A 21,912-nucleotide genomic window follows, 5' to 3' on the forward strand; every position below is an offset into this window, starting at 1 on the left:
TTCAGGGGCGCGAGGAACTGCGCGACCAGCCCCCACCCACCCGCAGTCAAAGCCCCCCGCAAGACATCAGCGTCGCTTCCGCAGCGCCCGGGTGACGGCGATGGCCGAGGCCAGAACCACGGCGGCGGCGGGCGCCGCCCAGCGGAGCGTGGCGCGGGCCGCGGCGGCCTCCGGCGCCGGCACGGGTGCGTAGCGACCACGCGGCGGAGCGTGGTCCACCTCCTCCGCACTGCGCCCGATCATCGTCCGCCGCGCATGCGCCGCCTCGGCCATGTCGTCCTCCCGGTGCACACGGCCCGGAGTGCTCGGCTCCGGTTCACCCTCCCCCTCGGCAAGGACTTCGGCCTCGACATCGGCGTCGGGCTCAACCTCGGGCTCAACCTCGGGCTCAACCTCAGTCTCGACCCCGTTCTCGGTCTCGCCCCCGGTCCCACCCTCGGTTTCGTCCTCCGCCTCGGCCTCCACGCCCGTCTCCGCCTCCACGCCCGTCTCCGCCTCCGCCTCCACGCCCGTCTCCGTCACCGCACCCGTCTCCCCCGTCCCCGCGGCCAAGTTCTCCGCGAACCGGTTCAGCAACCGTCCCGTCGCCGCGGACACCGCCTCCGGGGCGAGTTCCGCCACGCGGCCGTCCGCCGTGGCGGTTCCGGTGAACGTGAGGGTCGTACCGGCGTCGGAGGGGGCGAGGTGGACGGTGAGGGCGAGTTTCACCGTGCCGGTGCCGCGCGCCTCGGTGGCGTCGCCCTCGACGGCGTACGAACCGTCGTCCCGGCCGCTGACCCGGACCGCCCCGCGGTAGGTGATGGTGTGGCCGCCGACGCGGACTTTCAGGCGCCCGGAGACGGGCGGCGTCCCCGCGTCCTGCTGGAGTCCGGGAACCGCCCGGGCCACCCGTACGGGATCGGCCAGCGCCTCCCGCAACCGCTCGGCCGGAACCGGAACGAACACCTCATGCTCCATGTCGGCCGAGCCTACCCAGACCGGCCCGCACCGCACGCTCGTATCACCGGATTCGTCCGTCCGTCGGCTCGGTCGGCTCAGTCGGCGTAGCGCGGATGCACCAGCGTGGAGGGCGGGAGATCGCGGACCCGGGTGCGCGCGGCGGCCCGGCCGTCGGCGGCGAGGGACGACGGTGTGAGCGTGCGCAGACGCGGGCCCCGCGGGTCGAGGCGCAGCGCCGGCCCCTCGGGGGAGGCCAGGACGAAGCCCCAGTCGTGGGGGGCGCGCGACGCGCCCGCCGTGCGGTCGGGGCCGGCGGCGAAGCCGGAGTCCCGGCCGCCGACGCAGTAGGGGGCGGTACGGAGGCCGGCCGCGAGGAGCGTCGCGTCGACCGTCCAGAACACCCGGGGACGGGAGGAGACCGGGCCCGCGTGCACCGCCAGGCGGCCCTCGGGGACGAGCACGCGGCGCGCCAGGCCGTAGAACTCCTGCGAGTACAGCTTCGTGCTCGCCGTGATCCCGGGGTCCGGCAGATCGGAGATCACCACGTCGTACGTCGACGAGGCCTCCCGCAGCCAGCCGAAGGCGTCGGCGGTGAACACATGGACGCGGGCGTCACCGAACGCGTGGCCGTTGAGCGCCGACAGGGCCGGGTCGCTGCGCGCCAACCGCACCACCCCGGCGTCGAGTTCGACCACGTCGACCCTGCGCACACCGGGGTGGCGCAGCACCTCGCGGACCGCGAGTCCGTCGCCGCCGCCGAGGACGAGCACGCGTGCGTGCGGCCCGTTCATCGCGGGGTGCACCAGCGCCTCGTGGTAGCGGTGTTCGTCGCGGCCGCTGACCCGCAGGCGTCCGTCGAGGAAGAGGTCGAGCGGGTGACCGCGGGTGCCACCGGTGAGGACGACCTCCTGGACGCCGGTCTGCAGGGCGACGCGTACGTCCCCGCCGTACACGGCGTGCCGGGCCGCCCGTTCGAAGTCGTCGACGAGTGCGGCGGCCGTGGCCAGCACGCCGAGGACCAACAGGTTGGCGATCACGAGGAGCCACCGTCCGCGCCTGCTCAAGTCCCTTCGGAACAGACCGAGTACGAGAGCGCCGCCGGCCACCGCGTTCACCGTTCCGGTGAGCAGCGCGCCCTCCAGTTGCCCGAGCAGCGGGAGCAGCAGGAAGGGGAAGGCCAGGCCGCCGGCGAGGGCTCCGACATAGTCCGCCGCGAAGAGGTCCGCCACCGCCCCGCCCGGGTCCTGGCGGCGGATGCGCTGTATCAGCTCCATGAGCAGGGGGACTTCGGCGCCGATGAGGAGACCGATGGCGAGGGAGAAGGCCGCCAGCAGGTAACGCGAGCCGCTCGTCCAGACCCCGCCCCAGTCGCCGGTCCACGCGAACACCGCGTACAGGGCCATCGCGCTGCAGCCGCCGACCAGGGCGAGCGCCGCCTCGACCGCGCCGAAGCCGGCTGCGGCGCGCGGGCGCAGGCGCTTCGCGGCGAGGGAGCCGATGCCCATGGCGAAGACCATCACGGACAGGACCACGGAGGCCTGGGTGACCGAGTCGCCGATCAAGTAGGAGGCGAGGGCGACGAGTTCGAGTTCGTACACGAGTCCGCAGGCCGCACAGATGAATGCGCCCGCGAGGACCAGGAACCGCCCTGTGCCCGGGCGGACGGGCAGCCGCGCCTGGCCCTGGACGCCCCAGGGCGGCGGCGCGCCGGGGGGAGCAGGCGCGTGCGGTTCGATCACGCTGGGAACGCTACGTCACGCCCCCGCGACGCTTCGTCACCCACACGTGTGGAAATACGGCCCTGATGTGTAACACCCGGCGTTGATGTGATCACCCCTGGGGCAGCCCCGTCAGTGGCACCCCCGCACCACGACGAACCCCTGTACCTCGACAAACCCCCGTACTACGACGAACCCGCGTACTACGACGAACCCCCGCACCTCGACGAACCCCCGCACTCAAAGCACCCCCATGCTCAAAGAACCCCCCTGCTCAAAGAACCCCCGCCACCACCCGTACCCCCACCCGCGTGCGCGTCGCCACCAACTGGCCGTCCTGCGGGTACGCATGCCACGTACGCCAGTGGACCTGGCCCTCGTAGCGCTGGGCGAGCAGCGCGGTGAAGGCGTGCGGGCTGCCGGGGAAGACACCGGCGAGACCGTTGGGGTGGTCGGAGACCAGGGCCAGCAACTCCTGCGCACGCCCCGCGAAGGACCCGCAGGAGAGGGTTTCCACTCGCGCCGCGAACTCGTACTCCCAGTTGCCGACCCGCTTGGCCACCCCGAGCGGAAGCGGTGTACTGCTGCCGGCGATGCACGCCACGGTCTCCGAACAACTGCCCCGTGCCTCCTCCAGGAGGACCTGGTGGGACGCGCCGAGGAGCCGCAACTGCAGTTTCGCCCCGTCGAGTTCGAGGTCGAGGGTGGCGAGCGCGGGAAGCGGTTCGCGGCCCAGGGCCCAGGCGAGGTCGGCCGCGCGCGTGTCGGTGTACGAGGTGTTCAGGGTCGTGAGCATGGGTCGGCTCCGCTAGCACGCAAAAAGGGAGGTGGGGGTCCGGCGCACCCGGTCGGTACCGGGGGATCGGCCCGGTCAGCCCGGTCTGCCCTGTCAGGAAGGGACGATCCGAGGGCTGCGTTGGTGTTTTAGAGGGAATCATGAACAGTGGTGCCGCCACAGCGTTTTTACCCAACTTCGTAGGGTTTCCATCCCCCCGAGGGCTCCACAGTTCAACTGTTCAACCACGGCGTGCGCCGGGCGCGCGGAAGCGGAGCCCGAGCGCGGCCCCCCGAAGCACGCCGGTAGAGGGCGCGGGGCTGTGACATCTCGCCGGCCCCACGCCCCCACACCCTCGCGCGCCCCACGCGCCCCGCGCTCGCGCCCCCGGCGAAGCCCAGCTGCCCCGTGTCAGCTGCCTCCGCCGCATCCGCCCCCGCCGCCGCAGGACGACCCGCCGCCGCAGGACGACCCGCCTCCGCAGGACGAGCCACCCCCGCACGAGTGCCCCCCGTGGTGGCCGCCGTGGTGGCCGCCCGAGTCGCCCCCGGTCCACCAGCTGGTGCTCCCGCTGCCGCCGCTCAGAGAGCCTCCGCGTGAACGGGAGCCCCTCCCCTTCGACAGCCCGACCTTCTTGTTGCTCCTGCCGCGCACGGCCTTGAAGAACCCGGCCAGCACGATGACGACGACCGCCAGGATGATGCCGATGACCATGGCGTCACCCTCCTTTCGCTCCCCCGAAGCGACCCCCCGTGGGCGCCTCGTCTCTTGCGTGACAGGGGGATGCCCTCCGGCCTCACCGGCCAAAGCAGAGTTGAGGAAGTTCAGAGGGTTCTCTCGGAGCAACGGCCCCTGACCTGCATAGAAGAGCAGATCAGGGGCCGTCCGAGGCTCACCGGGCCGTCTGTGGGCCGTGATCTTCCTGAGAGGCACGCTGAAACACGGTGTCGATGACACGCCGGGCACGCTCGCGGCTGTCGGGCATCAGATGGGCGTACACCCGCAGCGTCAACGCTGGATCGGCATGCCCCATGTGCTCACTGACGGCCTTGATGTTCTCGCCCGCGTCCAAGAGCGCGGAGGCGTAGAAGTGCCTCAGGGCGTGCATGCCGTGCTCGCGCGCCGACTCGTACTTCCCGTTCTCATCCGCTTCCGGAATGAGGCCCGCGACCGCGAGTGCGGGCTTCCACTCCTTGCCGTCAAGTGCCCGCGCAAGCGCGGGCTGGCCCCTGGGGCCGCAGCGAGCTACGGCCCCGAGTAGAGACCTTGCCACGGAGTCACCCGGTCAGAACGAGCCTCCGGCGGGGGCGCTCAGGCTCCGAGATGGAGGGGGCACTGACTGCTTGCACCCAACGAAAGTCAGCCGCGGCCGAGGTAGGGGACGTAATTGTCCGGCTCCAATACTGGTTCGGCCCATGCGGCGTGTGTGAACACGGTGCGCCATGTGAGCTTGCCGCCCGTGTCGTCAGCAAGTTTTGTTCGAACGCGCGGTGTGAGGCGGATCCGGTAACACAGGCCCTCCACCTCGACAATGCCGCAGTCCCCGTCATCGGAGCCCTCTGGCGTGGCTGACGCCAGGAGAACCTGCCAGCCAGCCTTGGTGGCCAGGTACATCCACACCTCGATGGCCCGCTCGCGATTCTCGAAGTTGCCTACCTTGGCGATGATCTGGGCAGGATCGGTGCGGGAGTCCAGGGCCATATCGTTCCTCCATCAGTCTGCGGGATCATGGCAGACCAGTCGCCGCACCTTGCACCCGGCGTGCCCCTCCCGTGCCCGTTCGGTCGGGAAACAGCGGGGAGCCGCGGTCACTGACGGGCAACGCTCACGAGATCGGCCCCCGACCGAGTTACCTGGTCAGGGGCCGATCATCTGCGGTGGGTATGGGATTTGAACCCACGGTCACATCGCTGCGACGACGGTTTTCAAGACCCTGTGCGGCTTGACTCACCCATTGTTTTAGCTGTGCTGGCCGCTGGCATTGTTCAGCGTGCCGTCGGCGCGGATGTTGGCGTTGCGGTTCTCGCTGGTCTGCGGGTCGCTGTTGATGTTCGTGTCCAGCGCCGAGAGATGGTCGATGATCTGGAGGTTGCTGAGGGTGCCGTCGAGGATTCCTGCGTGTGCGGGGGCAGCGACGGTGACGGCCATACCGAAAGCGAGAAATGCGGCAGCGAGGACACTTCGGTTCATCATGATCTGATCAACGCCCCTCAGGCTCGAAGGTCACGACCGGACGGCGACCTCTACGACCCCCGTTGACCGACCTCTGTGAGCTACGGATCAGAAGGCCGTCATCACTCCGGACAGCACGAGGCCCCTCGATGATCAGTCGAGGGGCCCTCACGTATCTGCAGCGTAGCGAGCTACGAAGACTCGCAGGTCAGAGCTCTTCCTTGTTCGGCTTGGCCGCCTCTTCAGACATATGTACTGGAGGCAACACACTCCACGGCCGGTGACCGCTGACCGTCCTCCGAATGGCATACCCCGGATGCGGTGCACAGGATGGAGGGGTAGGCGCGGTCTCTGGCTCTGACCTCCGGAGCGCCTAAGGGGATGGTTTGCATGTCGTACCCGAAGCAGGTGTATTTCGGCGATGGAGGCGAGATCAACGCGCACTTCCTGCCGGCCGACACCGCGCCGAATGTCGGCGAACCTGGAGACGGCATGGCCATCCGCTACCTCGCGACGAGCGACATCACGCGCGGTGAGTTCGGCCTCTACCGGGTCATGCTGGGGGCGAACGCGGGTGGCCCCAAGACGCACTTCCACCGGACCATCTCGGAGTCCTTCTTCATCCTCAATGGAACCGTCCGCCTCTTCAATGGCGAGAAGTGGGTCGACGCGCGGGAGGGCGACTTCTTGCACGTTCCGCAGGGCGGGCTGCACGCCTTCCGCAACGACTCCGACACCCTGGCCGAGATGCTACTGCTCTTCACGCCGGGCGCACCGCGTGAGGAGTTCTTCGAGAAGATGTCGGAGATGGGCAACGCCACGGACGCGGAGCGCGCCGAGTTCTTCGACAGGCACGACCAGTATTTCGTCGACTGACCGGTCCCAGCCGCTCCCGCGGCGTCGGGCCCCAGGCGCGCAGCGGCACAGGACCGGCGCCCGTACCATCGCCCGGCAGACCTCAGCGACCGTCGCGCCCATAGTTCGCATCGAGGGGCACACCGCGAGACCCCCGCTCGGGCCGTCTCTGGGCCGTGCGGGGGTGCTCGACGATGACAGATGACGACAGTCGACAACGGCTCCCCCGCTGCTCAGAGACGACACGTCGGGTACTGGCGCAGGTGCTGATCCGAGAAGCAGAGTTGAGGAAGTCCAGAGCTTCGGCGCAGGATGACCGGCATGACCTCCAACGGCCGCCGCCCCCTGCTCAACCGCCGACTCGCCGAGTTCGGCACCACGATCTTCGCCGAGATGTCGGCCCTGGCCCTCAGCACCGGCTCGATCAACCTCGGCCAGGGTTTCCCCGACACGGACGGGCCCGAGGAGATCCGGGAGGCGGCCGTGCGGGCGCTGCGCGACGGGCGCGGCAACCAGTACCCGCCGGGCCCGGGCGTGCCCGAGCTGCGCACGGCGATCGCCGCACACCAGAAGCACCGGTACGGGCTGTCGTACGACCCGGATCGCGAGGTGCTGGTCACGGCCGGTGCCACGGAGGCCATCGCGGCGGCGCTGCTCGCGCTGGTGGAGCCCGGCGACGAGGTCATCGCCCTGGAGCCGTACTACGACTCGTACGCGGCGAGCATCGCGATGGCGGGCGGGACCAGGATCCCGGTCACCCTGCGCCCGCACGAGGAGATCCGCGACGGAGTCGCCCACCGGCGCTTCCGGCTCGACCTCGACGAACTGCGCGACGCGGTCACCGACAACACCCGGCTGCTGCTCATCAACACCCCGCACAACCCGACCGGCGCCGTCCTCACCCGTGCGGAGCTCGGCGAGATCGCGCGGCTCGCGGTCGAGCGGGATCTCCTGGTCATCACGGACGAGGTGTACGAGCATCTCGTCTTCGACGAGGCCGAGCACGTGCCGCTGGCCACCCTCCCGGGGATGCGGGAGCGGACGGTCACCATCGGCAGTGCCGGGAAGACCTTCTCCTTCACGGGGTGGAAGGTCGGGTGGGTGACGGGCACGCCGGACCTCGTCACCGCCGTACGGTCGGCGAAGCAGTTTCTGACGTACGTGGCGTCGGGGCCGTTCCAGTACGCGGTGGCCGAGGCGCTGGCGCTGCCGGACACGTACTTCGAGGCGTTCCGCGCGGACCTGCTGGCCAAGCGGGACGTGCTGGCGGCCGGGCTCACGGGGGCGGGGTTCAAGGTCTTCCAGCCGGCCGGCACGTACTTCATCACCACCGACATCCGGCCGCTCGGCGAGTCCGACGGGTTCGCCTTCTGCCGGGCGCTGCCGGAGCGGGCCGGGGTCGTCGCCATCCCGAACGCGGTCTTCTACGACCACCGGGAGGCGGGCGCACCCTTCGTGCGGTTCGCGTTCTGCAAGCGGACGGGTGTGCTGGAGGAGGCGGTTTCCCGGCTCAAGACGCTGGCCGGATAACAGCCAACAGACGTGGCAGCAAAGGTACCGGCCACACGGCCTCGGTTGCTCCGAGCCGTCACGCATTCGCACCGCCGCACCGGAGGAGCCACGTGAGCACCGCCACGAGGACCGCATGCGGACGCACGGAGGGACAACGCCCGCAGCAGCCCCGGGAGCCTGACTCACGCTGTGGCGCGTGGATGACGCAGGCCCTACGGTGGCGCGATGGATGGACGGGCGCGCCTGCTGACACGGAGCTGCACGACCGGGTGGGGTGACTGGATTCATGGGGAGCTGTGGCTGCTCCCGTCCTCGTTGGTCCGCCGACGGCTCGGGTTCACTGCCACCCTGGCGAACAGGAAGGGGCCAACGGTGGTCGTACCGTTGCCGGAGGCTGACGTCACTGCGGCTGCCACCGCGCAGATCCGGGCGGAGCACCGGACCAACAAAGTGATCCCTCTGGCCGGCATTGCCTCCGCCCATCTCCGTCACGGCATCACCGCCGACCGACTCACCGTGCACATGCATGACGGGGCCCAGCACAAACTTCTCTGGCTTCCCACTGACCCCGCATATGCCGTACTCGCCCACGAACTCACCCCCTGGCTCCGCTGACTCACCAACCCGCGGGCGGGACGAGGTCGTCGAGGCCGGGAAGGCGCGACGCGCTTGAGGCTATTCAGTGTCCTTCGGGTGTCGCGGAGAGGCGTACACCAGGATCACAGTCGAGGTATCCGGGCTGACCAGGTAGCGGACCCGGCCGCCGCTGGTGATCTCGTACTCCCACTGCTCCACCTCGGACCCCTTCCATTCCCTGGTGCGTGCCTGCCGCGGAGCTGGTGCTGGCGGTTCCAGTTGGCCCTCGACAGCGGGTCGGTGCGAAGGGCTTCCAGGCAGCGATGTGCGTTCGGCAACGCCACCCGGCACAGCTCCTCCCAACCGGTCGCGGCCTCCGTCGTCCCGTGGATGACGCTCCAGCCGCTCAGCGGAGGGACGCTGACCCGATCGCCTTTCTTCGGGCTCACTCGTGCACCTCGACCGGACCGAGGTCAACTTCACCGAGCGGACGAAGTGTTTCTCGGAGCTGGTCAGGGTCAGCGTTGATGCGGGCCGTTGCCCGCCACGAGACGATCGCTCGGTGCACAGCCTCCCTGGCGCCCAGCTCAGCGGCGTCGGACAGCGCATCCAGGAGTTCGATGGTGAATTCCCGGACTTCTTCGTCGTCCAGGTGGCGCACCCACGGGAACACCTCGGGCAGCGCGAGCAGAAGCGACCTGGCGCCGCCGTCCTGTTTCATCAGGGCAAGGAACAGTCGGGACGCGGTGGTCAGGTTTTCCTCGGTGAGCTCCGCGTGTATGGCCGTGGTCAGCACCATGTCGGGCGCGTCTCGGTGCGTGACACGCAGACTTCCCAGGGCGGCGGCCCTCGCGGCGACTGCCTTCGGATTCCGGGACAGGTCGGTGAACGAGACGGATTCCGATTCGGCTGCCATGCGCACAATGCTCATACTCAGACTGTACCCTGACTGCAATCAGACTGCACTCTGATTTCCATGTCGAGACGGCAGCCGGCCAGGAAAAATTGGGTGCGTGAACACGGAGTGGGCTGGGTGACGGGCACGCCGGACCTCGTCACCGCCGTACGGTCGGCGAAGCAGTTTCTGACGTACGTGGCGCGCCGGGCGTACCGCGATCCCGGGGCCCGGATCCTGGTGGGGCGGACGACCTTGTGGTCTCCGTGTTCCCCGCCCGCGCGGCGCCGGTCCCTCGGTCGATGCAACGACACACTGGCCAAGATCGCCCGTGCCCTCGTCAAGGACATCCAGAAGAACCTCTCCGTCGACTGACTCTCCCGCGAGCCCGTCCGCGCCAAACTGCGTACCCGCATCGGCCGCATGCTGGCGATGTTCGACTACCCGCCGGAGGAGGAGCGCGAGGCGATCGACCTGGTCCTCAAGCAGATGGAGATCGTGGCCGCGCTGTGGGCACCTGGGGCGAAGTAGCTCCGGCCGTGGGTGGGCTGCCCCAAGGGGCACCCGCCCGTCAGGGCCAGCTGAGCTCAATGCGGTCGTGTCGCACTGCGTACGCCGCCGGGCCACCCTTCTCGACGGCCCGGTGGATCGCATCACGGCGGGCGACGAGCCGCTCGACCAACTCGGTGCCGAGATTCCGGTCTAGGAAGAACTCAGGCGGCAAGGTGCACCACTGCCTGGCAGAGCGCGTCCACCTGCTCAGGCGTCATGTCGTAGTCGTACGCGATGTCCTCGACGGTCTCCCCGGCCTCCCACAGGTCGGTGATGGCCTGGACCGTGACGCGGTTGGCGGCCACCACGGGGAGACCATGGCCGAACCTCGGATCGATCACGACGGGGACGGAGTCCGGGTACTGCCTCAGTCGCAGGCTGGAGGGGAAATCGTCGCCCGGTTCCCAGGTGAGGTGGCGGAGACAGTCGGAGACCACTTCCTGGATGGGGACCTGACCGTCGCGGGCTCTGCGGAGATCCCCCCAGCCGTGCTCGATGAAGATGTCCACGCCGTCTGTGGCGATCCGCTGGGACACGAGGCCATAGGGGGTGTCGAAGGCGTCCCGGACAGCGGCTGCCGCTTCCCTGATCTCGCTCATGCGGAGTCCCAAGGACCGCAGAGAGCGAAGGACGTGCGCCTCGGCCACCGCGATGAACGGTACCGAAGGCTGCCCCTTCCGTACCGGCTCGACCTGGTGGACCAGTGGTGCTCCGGCGGCCTTGCCCTTCAGCCAGGAGGTGAGAGTCGACTGCGGGATCTCAAGGTAGGAGGCCGTTTCCGTGGGCGTCAGAAGCCCGTCCTGGAACCTGTCGACCATGCCCCACCTCCTCTTGGCGCTGACTTTCGCATCGTCGCACATCAAAGCTTCCACCTGTGGATGGACCACATACCCGGCCACCGGATCAACCGGCCGCACGGAGACGGTTACCGGATCGGCAGTCCCGGCAACGGCCGGGTTCCGCCGCGCGGAACCCCCGGTCGCAACCGTCGCAGTTCCGCATGGGCACGACCGCCGGACGTACGGGGGGTTCCGCGCTTCTGGCCGGTGCGGGCAGGGGAAGGGGAGTCTCCTTGAGCCGGTAGGCGAGGATGCCGACCGGGCGGGTCAGGAAGCTGTCCGGGAGCCGTGCGGTGAGGTGGTCCGCGATCTGTGTGGGCAGGAGGCCTGCCGCGAGCCACCGGGTGACGGCGGGGGCGAGGCGGGCGGCTTCCCGCGCGGACAGGACGAGGCGGGGGTCGACCCGGCGCAGGGCTGCGAGTACGGCGATGGCCTGCGGGTCGGCCTCGGCGAGCGGGATCGGTGCCTCCGCCTCGACCTGTACGGGCGCCGCCACCGTTTCCTCCGCGGGCGCGGACGCGGGTGTGGCCGCAGCGACGGCGGGCTGCTTTCGGGGCCGACGCGGCTGCGGCGGCTCGGGAGGCCCGTCCGGGTCCGGACCTGGATCCGGATCCAGGTCCGGATCGCCGCCGGGGACGTCATAGAAGTACGTCCGGGTACGGACCTGCCCGGAGGGCGTTCGCTCGCGGCGGCGCTCCAGGTAACCGGCGGCTTCCAACTCCCTGAGCGCCCGCGAGACCAGGATCTCGCCCTCGGTGAAGTGCTCGCACAGGGCGGTGATGGTCACGGACGAGCCGTCGGGCAGGGAGGAGATGTACGCCGCGACGCCGACCGTGACCGCGCTGCCGCGCCGCTGGGCGAGGGCGTTGGAGATCACGGTGAAGTCGGCCGTGAGGCGGGTGCGTACGTGGATCACGCCGGAGGTCGGAGCTCCGGCGTCGGCGCGCAGGCGCGCGTTAGACTGCGGGTCAGCCATTGGGAAGGTGCTACTTCCTGGTTGGTCAGGCCCTCGTTCGGGATTGCCGTCCCGGCCGGGGGCCGTATCTGTTTGCGGTTGTCGCGGCGAACGTAACCGTCCGTCTCCCGCCCCTGCAAGCCGGTCACTCGGACGGGTGACGCGAGCCTCCGGGCCGGGGAGGGTGGGTGGGCGGGTAGTTCTTTCCCCCGGTTCTTTCAGGAGGTCCGTGGCTCGCCGGACCCTCGCGGGCAAGGGCCCGGTGAGCCCGTAAGGCGGAAAGCTGCCGGAGCCCGGCCGCCTCAGGGACGGTGGTGCACGGCCTTCAACTCGCCTATGAAGGCGGCCCAGGAGGCGGCTTCGAAGCACAGCGCGGGACCGTGCGGGACCTTGCTGTCACGGACGGGGACGACGGCCTGGAACCCGTCTGCCACCTCCACGCAGTTGCCGAGGTTCTCGAAGAGGCCGCGAAGCGGCTCAAGGCAGCCTGGTAGCGCGGGGGTCCCCGGCCGTGCGGGCGGCGCGCCGAAACGGGGAAACCCGGATGCACCCGGGCGTGTAAAGCTCGCAAATACCCCGTAAGGGACGCACAGTGCGGGTGTGACCCACGCCAGTACCCTTCCGGCCCCCGCCGCCCCGAAGTCCGGTGACGAGAGCCGCGGCCGCCCGGCGCACCCCTCGCGCGGCCTGACGGCCGTCGCGCACGCGCTGGCGCTGTTCACGGCGGCCCGGCTCGTCGGTGTGCTCGTGCTCGCCGGAACCGCCTGGTCACAGGGCAGACACCCGCTCGCCCTGCTCGGCCGGTCCTGGGACTCGGCCTGGTATCTGGGGATCGCGGCGCACGGCTACGGGCGCACCCAGTACCTCAGGCCCACCGTCGTCCACAGCGACCTGGCGTTCTTCCCGCTGTACCCGGGGCTGATCCGGGCCGTCACCACGCTGACGCCGCTGAGCGGGGGCGCGGCGGGCCTGCTGGTCGCCTGGACCGCCGCCGCGGCCGCCGCGTGCGGGATCCACGCGATCGGGGCCCGGCTGTACGGCCGCGCCGTCGCCACCGTGCTCGTGCTGCTCTGGGGCCTGCTCCCGCACTCGGTCGTGCTGTCCCTGGCGTACACCGAGCCCGTCCTCACCGCCTACGCCGCCTGGTCGCTGTACGCGGTGCTCACCGGGCGGTGGCTGTGGGCGGGCGTCCTGGCGGCGTTCGCGGGCCTGGCGCGGCCGAACGGGCTCGCGGTGGCCGCGGCCGTGCTGGCCGCGGCGGCCTGCGAGGTCTGGCGGCGGCGTGGCCGGGAAGTTCCCCACAGGCTGTGGACGGGCGCCGCGCTCGCGCCCCTCGGCTGGGCCGGCTATGTGCTGTGGGTGGGCCGGCGCGGGGACGATCCGCTCGGCGGGTACTTCGAGGTGCAGCGGCTGTGGGGCTCGCGCTTCGACCTCGGCGCGGGCTCGCTGCGCTTCATCAAGCACCTGCTGCTGCACGCGGACCGTTTCGTGTTCCCCATGACGATGGTGATCATGGCGGTGGCCGTCCTGCTGTACGCGCTGCTGGTCGCGGACCGCGCCCCGCTGCCGCTGCTCGTGTACAGCGGAGTGCTGCTGCTGATCGCGCTCGGCGGCTCCGGGTTCTTCGAGTGCAAGCCGCGCTTCCTGCTGCCCGCGTTCCCGCTGCTGCTGCCGCTCGCCCGGGCGCTGGTGCGCACGGCAAGAGCCCGGCCGTGGCACGCCGCCCTGGTGGTCGGCGCCCTGGCCGGGCTCTCGTTCGCCTACGGCGCGTACCTGGTCGTCATCGCGCACACGCCGTTGTAGGTGGGAGGAGGGAGAGATAAGGAGAGGAGGACTACACGTCTACTCGTCGTCGTCCTCGTCCTCGGGCTTCTCCGACTCGTTGACTTCCTGCTCCAGGCCGAGCTGCTCGACGAGCCACTTGTCGAACTCGATGGCGGCCCGCACCCAGCTGACCGTCGACGACACGAAGTGCTCAAGGGCGACGCCGGTGCCGATCAGCATCTGCGCCTCGCCGATCAGACGGACGGTGCCGTCGTCGTGCGTGTGGCTGTAGACCTTCGGCCACAGCGTGCGGCGGTTCCAGTCGTCGATCGACTCCAGCAGCGTCGGCTTCTCGTCGATCTGATGCGGCCGGTCGTAGAACGTCCGCACCGAGAAGACCTGCTGGTCCCCTTCGCCGCGGAACATGAAGTACGTACGGAACTCCTCCCACGGCGCCGCGAGGTCACCCTCGTCGTCGACGACGTACTTCAGCTCCATCTGGTCGAGGAGCTGCTTCACGAGGTCCTGATCCGGGACGACGGGGCCCGCCGGTCCGCCGGGCTGCGGCTCGGGCTGGCCCCCGAAATTCGGAATCGAGGACGGGTCGATGCTCACCGTGTATTTCCCTTCGTACGGATGCTGCCATCCTCTCCCATCACGGGCGGTCAGTGGCAACCCCGGCAGGCAAAGGCACGGACACCACCACCCTCACCGGGCCGTCCCGGCGCTCCCGGCGCACGCGGAAAGGGACCGCGGCGCCCACAGGCCGTCACAGCCTGTGAGCGCGGCGCGGTCCCGCAGGGACTGCCCCGCGTCCCGCAGGGACTGCCCCGCGTCCCGTAGGGGCTCCCGCCTCCCCTGGGGGCTACTGCGCGGCTCCGACGATCAGACCGTCCCCGAAGGCGTCCACCCGGACCGTGTCGCCGTCCTTGACCTCGCCCGCCAGGATCTCCTTGGCGAGCCGGTCGCCGATCGCGGTCTGGACGAGACGGCGCAGCGGCCGGGCGCCGTACGCCGGATCGTTGCCCTCGTTCGCGAGCCAGGCCAGGGCCGAGTCGCTGACCTCCAGGATGAGCCTGCGGTCGGCCAGTCGCTTGGCGAGCCGTTCGATCTGGAGCCTGGCGATCCGCTCCAGCTCCTCCTTGTTGAGGGCGGAGAAGACCACCAGGTCGTCGAGCCGGTTGAGGAACTCCGGCTTGAAGGAGGCCCGTACGACCTCCAGGACCTGCTGCTTCCTCTCCTCCTCGGAGGTCAGCGGCTCGACCAGGCTGTGCCCACTCAAGAATTGACTGCCCAGGTTGGAGGTGAGGATCAGGATGGTGTTGCGGAAGTCGACCGTCCGCCCCTGGCCGTCCGTCAGCCTTCCGTCGTCCAGCACCTGGAGCAGGATGTCGAAGACCTCCGGGTGCGCCTTCTCGACCTCGTCGAGGAGGATCACGGAGTACGGCCGCCTGCGTACCGCCTCGGTGAGCTGGCCGCCCTCCTCGTAGCCGATGTACCCGGGCGGGGCGCCGACCAGGCGGGCGACGCTGTGCTTCTCGCCGTACTCGCTCATGTCGATGCGGATCATGGCCCGCTCGTCGTCGAAGAGGAAGTCCGCGAGGGCCTTGGCGAGTTCGGTCTTGCCGACGCCGGTCGGGCCGAGGAAGAGGAAGGATCCGGTGGGCCGGTCGGGGTCGGCGATGCCGGCGCGGGTGCGTCGTACGGCGTCCGACACGGCCTGTACGGCCTCGCTCTGGCCGATCAGCCGGCGGCCCAGCTCCTCCTCCATGCGCAGGAGTTTCTGGGTCTCGCCCTCCAGGAGCCGCCCGGCCGGGATGCCGGTCCAGGCGCCGACCACGTCCGCGATGTCGTCGGGGCCGACCTCCTCCTTGACCATCGTGCCCTTGGCGGCCTCCTCCTCCGCCTCGGAGGCCTCCTCCAAGTCCCGCTCCAGCGTGGGGATCTCGCCGTAGAGCAGCTTGGAGGCGGTGTCGAAGTCGCCGTCCCGCTGGGCGCGTTCGGCCTGGCCGCGCAGGTCGTCGAGCTTCTCCTTCAGCTCGCCCACGCGGTTGAGGGACTCCTTCTCCTTCTCCCAGCGGGCGGTCAGGCCGCGCAGCTCCTCCTCCTTGTCGGCGAGGTCGCGGCGCAGCTTCTCCAGGCGCTGCCGGGAGGCGGGGTCGGTCTCCTTGTCGAGGGCCAGCTCCTCCATGCGCAGCCGGTCCACGGCGCGCTGGAGTTCGTCGATCTCGACGGGGGAGGAGTCGATCTCCATGCGCAGCCGGGAGGCCGCCTCGTCGACGAGGTCGATGGCCTTGTCGGGCAGGAAGCGGGAGGTGATGTAGCGGTCGGAGAGGGTGGCCGCGGCGACCAGCGCGCTGTCCGCGATCACCACCTTGTGGTGGGCCTCGTAGCGGCCCTTGAGTCCGCGCAGGATCGCGATGGTGTCCTCGACGGACGGCTCGGCGACCAGGACCTGCTGGAAGCGGCGCTCCAGGGCGGGGTCCTTCTCGATCCGCTCCCGGTACTCGTCGAGGGTGGTGGCACCGACCATCCGCAGCTCACCGCGGGCGAGCATCGGCTTGAGCATGTTGCCGGCGTCCATGGCGGAGTCGCCGCCCGCGCCCGCGCCGACGACCGTGTGCAGCTCGTCGATGAAGGTGATGATCTGCCCGTCGGAGTCCTTGATCTCGGCGAGGACGGTCTTCAGCCGCTCCTCGAACTCACCCCGGTACTTCGCCCCGGCCACCATGGCGCCGAGGTCGAGCGAGACCAGCCGCTTGTTCTTGAGCGACTCGGGCACGTCGCCCTTCACGATCCGCTGGGCGAGGCCCTCCACGACGGCGGTCTTGCCGACGCCGGGCTCGCCGATGAGGACGGGGTTGTTCTTGGTGCGCCGGGACAGCACCTGCACGACCCGGCGGATTTCCTGGTCCCGGCCGATGACGGGGTCCAGCTTGCCGTCGCGCGCGGCGGCGGTGAAGTCCGTACCGAACTTTTCGAGCGCCTTGTACTGGCCCTCGGGATCCGGGGTGGTCACCCGGCGCCCTCCCCTGCTCTTCTGGAACGCGTCGAGGAGCTTCTTGGCGTTCGCCCCCTGCTGGGAGAGTACGTCGCCGGTCGGGCCGCCCTTCGCGGCGATCCCGATGAGCAGGTGCTCGGTGGAGAGGTACTCGTCCCCGAGTTCCTTCGCCCGCTCGGCGGCGTCGGCGATGACGGCGAGCAGCTCGCGGTTGGGCTGCGGCGGCGCGACGGTGGACCCGGTCACGCTGGGCAGGCCGGCCAGCACGCGCTCGGCGCCCGCGCGTACGGCGGCCTGGTCGGCGTCGACCGCGGCCAGCAGGTCGGTGATGTTCTCGCTCGCCTGTTGGCCCTGCCCCCCGAGCAGCGCGAGCAGCAGGTGGGCAGGGGTGAGGTCGGGGTGCCCCTCGGACACGGCCCGGCTGGTGGCCGCGTTGATCGCGTCCCGGCTCCTGTTGGTCAGCTCGGCGTCCACGTTCGTGTTCTCCTCCTGTGCACGGACTTCCTGAACAGACTTCCTGAACAGACTTCCCGTACGGGCTGAACCTCCCGTCCGGACTGACTCACCCAACGTACACAAAGTTGAGTCTATTCCACTCAAGGAGAGCCGGGGAGCCCATGGGGCACACAGCTGGGGCTACATTTCAGACCATGAGCGCATACCCGGTGGACCCGCACGATCCCGACCCCGCGTATCTCACTTTCTGGCAGGAGCGCCACCTGTGCACCCTCACCACCCTCCGGCCGGACGGCAGCCCGCACGTGGTGCCCGTCGGGGTTACATACGACCCGCGGGCGGGTCTGGCTCGGGTGATCACCAACAAGTCCAGCGCGAAGGCCGGGCATGTGCTCGCCGCGGGGTCCGACGGGGCCCGGGTCTCGGTCTGCCAGGTGGACGGGCGGCGGTGGGCGACGCTGGAGGGGCGCGCGACCATCTCCGTGGAGCCCTCGCGCGTCGTGGAGGCGGAGCGGCGGTACGCGGAGCGATACGGAAGGGTGCCCTCGCCGAACCCCTCCCGGGCGGTGATCGAGATCCGACTGACCTCGGCGATGGGGCACGGTTGATCCGGTGGATACCAGGATGTTTCACCGAAAACTGCAGCGGCGTCACCGTGTTCAGGTCACGGTGACGCCGCTGCGGGGGGAAGTACCTGCGCGATCTACTACGACGGGGGAATCGCGTCAGGCACTGCGGGGGGTGGCTGAGATGGTTCGTACGTCCGGGGCTTCCGGCCCGGCCAGCCGATGGTCGCGCTGGTCGAGGTTCACAAAGATCATTCCGTACCTGATGGCACACCGCACAGGCTGCGGCGCACCACGCGGGCGCCGCAGACACCGGTACGCCCGCACGTCCTCTTCGTCGTCCCGGGTGACCACGACCGGTTCACCGAACACGGTCACCATCAGCGAGTCGCCACTGTGGGGAATGGCGGTCGCCAGGTCGATGAAGTGCCAGCCGGAGCGGTACGCGGTGGCCATTTCTCGGCGGAAGGATCGGTCGTCGGGGGGAGTGGTCATGTCACGCCCACACGCTGTCGTCCGCGCCTGTGGGAGCCTCCGCCCAAGTGCTGTCGCCGTCCGCCGAGGCGGATACGACCGTGGGCGTGTCCGCCCAAGTGCTGTCGCCGTCCGCCGAGGCGGATACGACCGTGGGCGTGTCCGCCCAGGTGCTGTCGCCGTCCGCCGAGGCGGTCACGACCACGGGAGTGTCCGCCCACGTGCTGTCGCCGTCCGCCAGGACGTTCACGACCGCAGGCGGCCAGACACTGTCCGCCCGAGCGTCGCCCTTCGCATCGGAGAAGCCAGTCAGCACTCCGAAGGCCATGACGGCGGAGAAGGCGGCGACAAGCGCCGAGCGAAGCATTTTGTTACGCATAATCGGCTTCGTCCTCACTTGAAGGTCCCCTCTTCCCCCGTCGAGTACGACGATGGCTCATTCGGGCACGTCATGGCCACACAATCGATGCATCATGTTCCTGCACGTTCAGGACCCTGGGGGGTGGAGATTTGGCAACAAATGGGACTAACACGACACATCCCCATGTGGTGACCGAGTTGTGCGAAGAGGGTGGCCGACTCTATGCCAACGCGCTGCGCACCGGACGCATCGCCCGCGCGGACGTGGAGAGCGCGCCCTGCCTGATGCAGTTCGCCCTTCTTCATCCCGATCCTGACGATGCGAACTGGCTGCGGCCGGTGCCTCCTTCGATCGCCCTGGCGCAACGGCTCAACCCCATAGAACGCGAGATCACCGAGCGCCGACGACTCTCGATCGAACTGTCCGATGCTTTCGAGCCGTTCATGGCCCTCAGCGCCCAGGCCGGCGCGACCACCCACTCGATCACCGTCCTGGAGGGCAACGACCGGATCAACGCGGCACTCGACCTGGCCACGACCGAGTGCCAGACCGAGATGCTCACGGTCCAGCCGAGCGGTCACCGCCCCGAACGCAGCCTCATCCAGGGGCTGGAACGCGACCGTCCGCTGATCGAACGTGGTGTCCGGATCCGGACCCTGTACCAGCACACCGCCCGCTACAGCCCGGAGAAGCTGGCCTACGTGGACCAGCTCTCCAACGGCAAGGTGGAGTACCGCACCATCGACGAGCTGGTCGAGCGGCTCATCATCTGCGACGAGACCGTCGCCTTCATCCCCACCCGCGACGACCACCAGGTCGCCCTCGAACTCCGCCACCCCGGACTGGTGCGCTACCTGATCAAGGTGTTCGAGTTCATGTGGGGCCGCGCGGTCCCGCTGAGCACCGGCGCCCCCTACGAGACCGCCCCCGACGGCATCACGGACATCCAGCACTCCATCGCCAAACTCCTGGTGGAGGGCCACGTCGACGAGGCCATCGCCCGCCGCCTCGGCATGAACGTCCGCACCTGCCGGGCCCACATAGCCAAGCTGGCCACCGCTCTCGGCAGCGGCAGCCGGGCCCAGCTCGGCTTCCTCATCGCCCAGTCGGGGCTCCTGGACCAGGACCAGGACCAGGAGCCCTGATGCCGGCGCCGCACCCGGCCCACGGCGTGGAAGAACTGTGCGAGGCCGGATCGAAGGTGTACGAACGGGCCCTGCGCGACGGGAGCGTGGGCGGTGCGGACGCCGCCGAAGCCCCCTGCCTCGTCGACTTCGGGCTGCTGCACCCGGCCGTCGAGGACCTGAACCGGTGGGAGCCCCTGGCCCCCGCCGTGGTCCTGCACCGTCTGCTGCGGGCCTCGGAGGAACGCGTGGCCGACGAACGGCGCCGCGAGGAGCGGCTGGCCGCGGCGTTCGAGCCGCTCATGCGGATCGACGGCCGCCGTACGGCGTCACCCGACGCCCCGACGATCAGGGTCCTCAGCGGTACGGCACAGATCAACCAGGCCATCACCGAGGCCATGGCCGCCGCGACCGGGGAAATCCTCACCATCCAGCCGCACACGCACTCCGGCGAGCGCCGCCAGACCGCCGAGGCCGTCGCCCTGGTCCGCGACCAGGCCCTGCTGGACCGCGGTGGCCGGATCCGTACCCTCTACCAGCACACGCTCCGCCACTCGCTCACCACCCTCGCCCGCTACGAGCAGCTGAGGGGCGACGCCGAGGCCCGCAGCCTCGACGAGCTCACCGACCGGCTCATCGTCGCCGACCGCACCGTCGCCTTCATCCCCGCCGACAAGGACGGCACCCTCGCCCTGGAGGTCCGCACCCCCGCCCTGGTCGCCTATTTCGTGACCACCTTCGACCGCCTCTGGCGGCTGGCCACGCCCATGTACCCCAAGGCCGTCCAGCGCCCCTCCCAGAACGGCGTCACCCCCCGCCAGCGCGCCATCGCGAGCCTCCTCGTCGAGGGCCACACGGACACGTCGATCGCCGAACGCCTCGGCATGAACGTCCGTACCGCCCGCGTCCACATCGCCAGGCTGGCCGCCCTCCTGGGCAGCGAGAGCCGCGCCCAGCTCGGCTACCTCATCGGCCGGTCGGGGATTCTGGACCAGGAGAGCTGAACGGCAGCAGCTCCGGTGAGCGCGGCGGCCCGTCCAGGCCCGCCTGGGCGATCCGGACGCCCAACTGCGTGCGGCTCGCCGCGCCCAGGGTCTCCGAGAGACGCGCGATGTGCGCCCGGCAGGTGCGGACGCTGATCCCCAGCCGCTCCGCGACCACCGCGTCCTGGTGCCCCTCCGCGAGCAGCGCCGCGATCGACCGCTCGCGATGGGTGATCCCGTCGATGCCGGTGTCCGGGAGCGGCGCGGCGAGCGGGATCGCGAGGCGCCACAGCCGCTCGAAGACCGTCACCAGATAGTCGACCAGCGCCGGATGCCGCAGCTCCAGCGCGATCGAACGGTCGGAGTTGGCCGGGATGAACGCCACCTTGCGGTCGAAGAGGATGAGCCGCTCCACGACCTCGTCGAGGGTACGGGCCTCGGCCGCGCCCCCCATCAGCTCCATGTAGTTGTGCAGGCCCTGGCCGTGCCGGGCCACATGCGTGTAGAGGTCGCGCATCCGCACACCCCGCCGGCGCATCTCCAGCGCCCGGTGCAGCCCCTCGGAGAGTTCGTCCTCGCGCCGGATGCCGCCGGGCTGCACGGTCAGCACCTCACCCGTACAGGCCTCGGTCGCCTCGTCCATCGCGGCCCGGATCCGCGGCAGCCCGTCCAGGACCCGGATCGCCACGCCCTCGGTCGGCGCCTGGACGCGCCCGCCGAGCCCGGCGTACCACTCGAAGGCCGTCACCGCGTCGCCCACCCGGGCCTGGCTCGCGCTGACTTCCTCGTAGACGCCCCGCAGCAGGCGCGTCATGACCTCCTGGGGCGAGGTGGGCACCAGCCACCCCATGTCGTCGGGGTCCGGATGCAGCAGCGCCAACTCCAGCAGGCAGGGCACCGCTTCGGCGTCCGCGCGCGGCACCCGGCCGCGCCGCACCGCCCGGGAGTACACCCGGTCCGCGGCGTCGCACAGTCGGTCAGCGCCGTGCGGATGCCTGTCCCTCCCGTGCCCGGCCATCTCCCGCCCCTGGCTCCCGCCCCTGGCTCCAGCAACCCGCGCGGTACGACGCCCCGCGCCTTCGACACCACCTGGCCCCGCGCCTTCGGCCACACACGGCTCGGGACCGTCCTCGGCGGACCGCCCGGCACCGTCCACGGCAGCCCGCCCGGCACCGTCCACGGCAGCCCGCTCAGCACCGTCCGCAGCACACCGCTCCGCGCCGTCCGCAGCGCAACTATGCGCGGCCACGACCGCCATCGCAACACGGCTACGCCCTCCGCGCGCCCCCTCTTGCCCGTCTACGTCCATAAAGATCCCTACCTCCGCACGGCACCCTGCAGCAACATGATGGTGGTGCCGAGACGCCCGGCAGCTGCATCGTGAAGTCGCTTCCT

The 21,912-nt window shown here is 70.2% G+C and carries 25 protein-coding genes and 1 pseudogene; 10 read left to right on the forward strand and 16 right to left on the reverse strand.

From position 1 onward, the window contains the following. Nucleotides 1-66 precede the first annotated feature (66 nt). The 7 genes from RV986_RS24655 to RV986_RS24685 all read right to left on the reverse strand — a co-directional run bounded on the left by RV986_RS24655 (nucleotide 67) and on the right by RV986_RS24685 (nucleotide 5,580). A complete protein-coding gene (locus tag RV986_RS24655; RefSeq protein ID WP_475919476.1) occupies nucleotides 67-957 on the reverse strand; it encodes an SRPBCC domain-containing protein in 891 nt (296 codons plus the stop codon). Between the two features lie 77 nt (nucleotides 958-1,034). After that, entirely contained in the window at nucleotides 1,035-2,678 is a 1,644-nt protein-coding gene (locus RV986_RS24660; RefSeq protein ID WP_475919477.1) for a polyamine aminopropyltransferase, read from the reverse strand. Between the two features lie 253 nt (nucleotides 2,679-2,931). Then, nucleotides 2,932-3,453 (reverse strand): DUF2617 family protein, encoded by a 522-nt coding sequence (locus RV986_RS24665; protein WP_475919478.1) that lies wholly within the window; start codon nucleotides 3,451-3,453, stop codon nucleotides 2,932-2,934. A gap of 390 nt (nucleotides 3,454-3,843) precedes the next feature. Then, entirely contained in the window at nucleotides 3,844-4,146 is a 303-nt protein-coding gene (locus RV986_RS24670) for a hypothetical protein (protein WP_475919479.1), read from the reverse strand. Between the two features lie 178 nt (nucleotides 4,147-4,324). Beyond that, on the reverse strand, nucleotides 4,325-4,705 hold the full coding sequence (locus RV986_RS24675; protein WP_475919480.1) for a tyrosine-type recombinase/integrase: 381 nt from the start codon (nucleotides 4,703-4,705) through the stop codon (nucleotides 4,325-4,327). Between the two features lie 86 nt (nucleotides 4,706-4,791). After that, nucleotides 4,792-5,133, reverse strand: a complete 342-nt coding sequence (locus tag RV986_RS24680) for a hypothetical protein (RefSeq protein WP_475919481.1) — start codon at nucleotides 5,131-5,133, stop codon at nucleotides 4,792-4,794. A 258-nt stretch (nucleotides 5,134-5,391) separates the two neighbouring features. Then, nucleotides 5,392-5,580, reverse strand: coding sequence for a hypothetical protein (locus RV986_RS24685; protein WP_475919482.1), 189 nt, complete (start codon nucleotides 5,578-5,580; stop codon nucleotides 5,392-5,394). A 414-nt stretch (nucleotides 5,581-5,994) separates the two neighbouring features. Between RV986_RS24685 and RV986_RS24690 the strand changes: the two genes are divergently transcribed. The 3 genes from RV986_RS24690 to RV986_RS24700 all read left to right on the forward strand — a co-directional run bounded on the left by RV986_RS24690 (nucleotide 5,995) and on the right by RV986_RS24700 (nucleotide 8,586). After that, nucleotides 5,995-6,480, forward strand: a complete 486-nt coding sequence (locus RV986_RS24690; protein ID WP_475919483.1) for a cupin domain-containing protein — start codon at nucleotides 5,995-5,997, stop codon at nucleotides 6,478-6,480. Nucleotides 6,481-6,771: 291 nt separating this feature from the next. Next, on the forward strand, nucleotides 6,772-7,989 hold the full coding sequence (locus RV986_RS24695) for a pyridoxal phosphate-dependent aminotransferase (protein WP_475919484.1): 1,218 nt from the start codon (nucleotides 6,772-6,774) through the stop codon (nucleotides 7,987-7,989). A 354-nt stretch (nucleotides 7,990-8,343) separates the two neighbouring features. Next, nucleotides 8,344-8,586 carry a hypothetical protein gene (locus tag RV986_RS24700; protein WP_475919485.1) on the forward strand — a complete coding sequence of 81 codons (243 nt, stop codon included), beginning with the start codon at nucleotides 8,344-8,346 and terminating at the stop codon, nucleotides 8,584-8,586. Between the two features lie 406 nt (nucleotides 8,587-8,992). On the opposite strand, the gene RV986_RS24705 is transcribed toward RV986_RS24700, so the two are convergent. Next, nucleotides 8,993-9,478 (reverse strand): prevent-host-death family protein, encoded by a 486-nt coding sequence (locus RV986_RS24705; RefSeq protein ID WP_475919486.1) that lies wholly within the window; start codon nucleotides 9,476-9,478, stop codon nucleotides 8,993-8,995. 45 nt (nucleotides 9,479-9,523) lie between these two features. On the opposite strand from RV986_RS24705, the gene RV986_RS24710 reads away from it, so the two are divergent. Both RV986_RS24710 and RV986_RS24715 read left to right on the forward strand, forming a co-directional pair. Continuing rightward, nucleotides 9,524-9,817, forward strand: a complete 294-nt coding sequence (locus tag RV986_RS24710) for a hypothetical protein (protein WP_475924738.1) — start codon at nucleotides 9,524-9,526, stop codon at nucleotides 9,815-9,817. A gap of 15 nt (nucleotides 9,818-9,832) precedes the next feature. After that, nucleotides 9,833-9,973 (forward strand): annotated as a pseudogene (locus tag RV986_RS24715) (type I restriction enzyme endonuclease domain-containing protein); the annotation flags it as partial. A 182-nt stretch (nucleotides 9,974-10,155) separates the two neighbouring features. On the opposite strand, the gene RV986_RS24720 reads toward RV986_RS24715, so the two are convergent. The 3 genes from RV986_RS24720 to RV986_RS24730 form a co-directional block, all read right to left on the reverse strand. Then, nucleotides 10,156-10,812, reverse strand: a complete 657-nt coding sequence (locus RV986_RS24720; protein ID WP_475919487.1) for a DUF433 domain-containing protein — start codon at nucleotides 10,810-10,812, stop codon at nucleotides 10,156-10,158. Nucleotides 10,813-10,897: 85 nt separating this feature from the next. Continuing rightward, complete coding sequence (locus RV986_RS24725) at nucleotides 10,898-11,809, reverse strand: hypothetical protein (protein ID WP_475919488.1); 912 nt, start codon at nucleotides 11,807-11,809, stop codon at nucleotides 10,898-10,900. A 281-nt stretch (nucleotides 11,810-12,090) separates the two neighbouring features. Next, a complete protein-coding gene (locus RV986_RS24730) occupies nucleotides 12,091-12,228 on the reverse strand; it encodes a DUF397 domain-containing protein (RefSeq protein ID WP_475919489.1) in 138 nt (45 codons plus the stop codon). A 160-nt stretch (nucleotides 12,229-12,388) separates the two neighbouring features. Between RV986_RS24730 and RV986_RS24735 the strand changes: the two genes are divergently transcribed. Next, nucleotides 12,389-13,591 (forward strand): hypothetical protein, encoded by a 1,203-nt coding sequence (locus RV986_RS24735; RefSeq protein WP_475919490.1) that lies wholly within the window; start codon nucleotides 12,389-12,391, stop codon nucleotides 13,589-13,591. A 39-nt stretch (nucleotides 13,592-13,630) separates the two neighbouring features. Here the strand turns inward: RV986_RS24735 and RV986_RS24740 are convergent, their stop codons facing one another. Together RV986_RS24740 and clpB are read right to left on the reverse strand one after the other, a co-directional pair. Next, the gene (locus tag RV986_RS24740) at nucleotides 13,631-14,167 is read right to left on the reverse strand and encodes a YbjN domain-containing protein (RefSeq protein WP_475919491.1); all 537 of its coding nucleotides are present in this window, start codon (nucleotides 14,165-14,167) and stop codon (nucleotides 13,631-13,633) included. A gap of 250 nt (nucleotides 14,168-14,417) precedes the next feature. Beyond that, nucleotides 14,418-17,027: an ATP-dependent chaperone ClpB gene (clpB, locus tag RV986_RS24745; RefSeq protein ID WP_475919492.1), complete on the reverse strand. Its 2,610-nt coding sequence runs from the start codon at nucleotides 17,025-17,027 to the stop codon at nucleotides 14,418-14,420. A 176-nt stretch (nucleotides 17,028-17,203) separates the two neighbouring features. On the opposite strand from clpB, the gene RV986_RS24750 reads away from it, so the two are divergent. Further along, entirely contained in the window at nucleotides 17,204-17,617 is a 414-nt protein-coding gene (locus RV986_RS24750) for a pyridoxamine 5'-phosphate oxidase family protein (protein WP_475919493.1), read from the forward strand. A 117-nt stretch (nucleotides 17,618-17,734) separates the two neighbouring features. Here RV986_RS24750 and RV986_RS24755 read toward each other — a convergent pair whose 3' ends face one another. Next, on the reverse strand, nucleotides 17,735-18,070 hold the full coding sequence (locus RV986_RS24755) for a hypothetical protein (RefSeq protein WP_475919494.1): 336 nt from the start codon (nucleotides 18,068-18,070) through the stop codon (nucleotides 17,735-17,737). Between the two features lies 1 nt (nucleotide 18,071). Next, nucleotides 18,072-18,428: a hypothetical protein gene (locus RV986_RS24760; protein ID WP_475919495.1), complete on the reverse strand. Its 357-nt coding sequence runs from the start codon at nucleotides 18,426-18,428 to the stop codon at nucleotides 18,072-18,074. A gap of 131 nt (nucleotides 18,429-18,559) precedes the next feature. Here RV986_RS24760 and RV986_RS24765 point away from each other — a divergent pair, with 131 nt between their 5' ends. Together RV986_RS24765 and RV986_RS24770 are read left to right on the forward strand one after the other, a co-directional pair. Beyond that, entirely contained in the window at nucleotides 18,560-19,555 is a 996-nt protein-coding gene (locus tag RV986_RS24765; protein WP_475919496.1) for a helix-turn-helix transcriptional regulator, read from the forward strand. Then, a complete protein-coding gene (locus RV986_RS24770; RefSeq protein WP_475919497.1) occupies nucleotides 19,555-20,538 on the forward strand; it encodes a helix-turn-helix transcriptional regulator in 984 nt (327 codons plus the stop codon). Before RV986_RS24765 ends, RV986_RS24770 begins: the two co-directional genes overlap by 1 nt. Here the strand turns inward: RV986_RS24770 and RV986_RS24775 are convergent. Next, nucleotides 20,501-21,535: a helix-turn-helix transcriptional regulator gene (locus RV986_RS24775; protein WP_475919498.1), complete on the reverse strand. Its 1,035-nt coding sequence runs from the start codon at nucleotides 21,533-21,535 to the stop codon at nucleotides 20,501-20,503. The genes RV986_RS24770 and RV986_RS24775 overlap by 38 nt on opposite strands. Between RV986_RS24775 and RV986_RS24780 the strand changes: the two genes are divergently transcribed. Further along, a complete protein-coding gene (locus RV986_RS24780) occupies nucleotides 21,524-21,901 on the forward strand; it encodes a hypothetical protein (protein ID WP_475919499.1) in 378 nt (125 codons plus the stop codon). The two genes, RV986_RS24775 and RV986_RS24780, sit on opposite strands and share 12 nt — an antisense overlap. Nucleotides 21,902-21,912: the final 11 nt, after the last annotated feature.

The organism is Streptomyces sp. RLA012 (genome assembly GCF_056270325.1).

Excerpts from the sequence above, each read along its gene's own strand:
- RV986_RS24655 (WP_475919476.1), bottom strand. The coding sequence starts at position 957 with ATGGAGCATGAGGTGTTCGTTCCGGTTCCGGCCGAGCGGTTGCGGGAG.
- RV986_RS24665 (WP_475919478.1), bottom strand. The coding sequence starts at position 3,453 with ATGCTCACGACCCTGAACACCTCGTACACCGACACGCGCGCGGCCGAC.
- RV986_RS24670 (WP_475919479.1), bottom strand. The coding sequence starts at position 4,146 with ATGGTCATCGGCATCATCCTGGCGGTCGTCGTCATCGTGCTGGCCGGG.
- RV986_RS24680 (WP_475919481.1), bottom strand. The coding sequence starts at position 5,133 with ATGGCCCTGGACTCCCGCACCGATCCTGCCCAGATCATCGCCAAGGTA.
- RV986_RS24685 (WP_475919482.1), bottom strand. The coding sequence starts at position 5,580 with ATGGCCGTCACCGTCGCTGCCCCCGCACACGCAGGAATCCTCGACGGC.
- RV986_RS24690 (WP_475919483.1), top strand. The coding sequence starts at position 5,995 with ATGTCGTACCCGAAGCAGGTGTATTTCGGCGATGGAGGCGAGATCAAC.
- RV986_RS24695 (WP_475919484.1), top strand. The coding sequence starts at position 6,772 with ATGACCGGCATGACCTCCAACGGCCGCCGCCCCCTGCTCAACCGCCGA.
- RV986_RS24705 (WP_475919486.1), bottom strand. The coding sequence starts at position 9,478 with ATGAGCATTGTGCGCATGGCAGCCGAATCGGAATCCGTCTCGTTCACC.
- RV986_RS24710 (WP_475924738.1), top strand. The coding sequence starts at position 9,524 with ATGTCGAGACGGCAGCCGGCCAGGAAAAATTGGGTGCGTGAACACGGA.
- RV986_RS24720 (WP_475919487.1), bottom strand. The coding sequence starts at position 10,812 with ATGGTCGACAGGTTCCAGGACGGGCTTCTGACGCCCACGGAAACGGCC.
- RV986_RS24725 (WP_475919488.1), bottom strand. The coding sequence starts at position 11,809 with ATGGCTGACCCGCAGTCTAACGCGCGCCTGCGCGCCGACGCCGGAGCT.
- RV986_RS24750 (WP_475919493.1), top strand. The coding sequence starts at position 17,204 with ATGAGCGCATACCCGGTGGACCCGCACGATCCCGACCCCGCGTATCTC.
- RV986_RS24755 (WP_475919494.1), bottom strand. The coding sequence starts at position 18,070 with ATGACCACTCCCCCCGACGACCGATCCTTCCGCCGAGAAATGGCCACC.
- RV986_RS24760 (WP_475919495.1), bottom strand. The coding sequence starts at position 18,428 with ATGCGTAACAAAATGCTTCGCTCGGCGCTTGTCGCCGCCTTCTCCGCC.
- RV986_RS24770 (WP_475919497.1), top strand. The coding sequence starts at position 19,555 with ATGCCGGCGCCGCACCCGGCCCACGGCGTGGAAGAACTGTGCGAGGCC.
- RV986_RS24775 (WP_475919498.1), bottom strand. The coding sequence starts at position 21,535 with ATGGCCGGGCACGGGAGGGACAGGCATCCGCACGGCGCTGACCGACTG.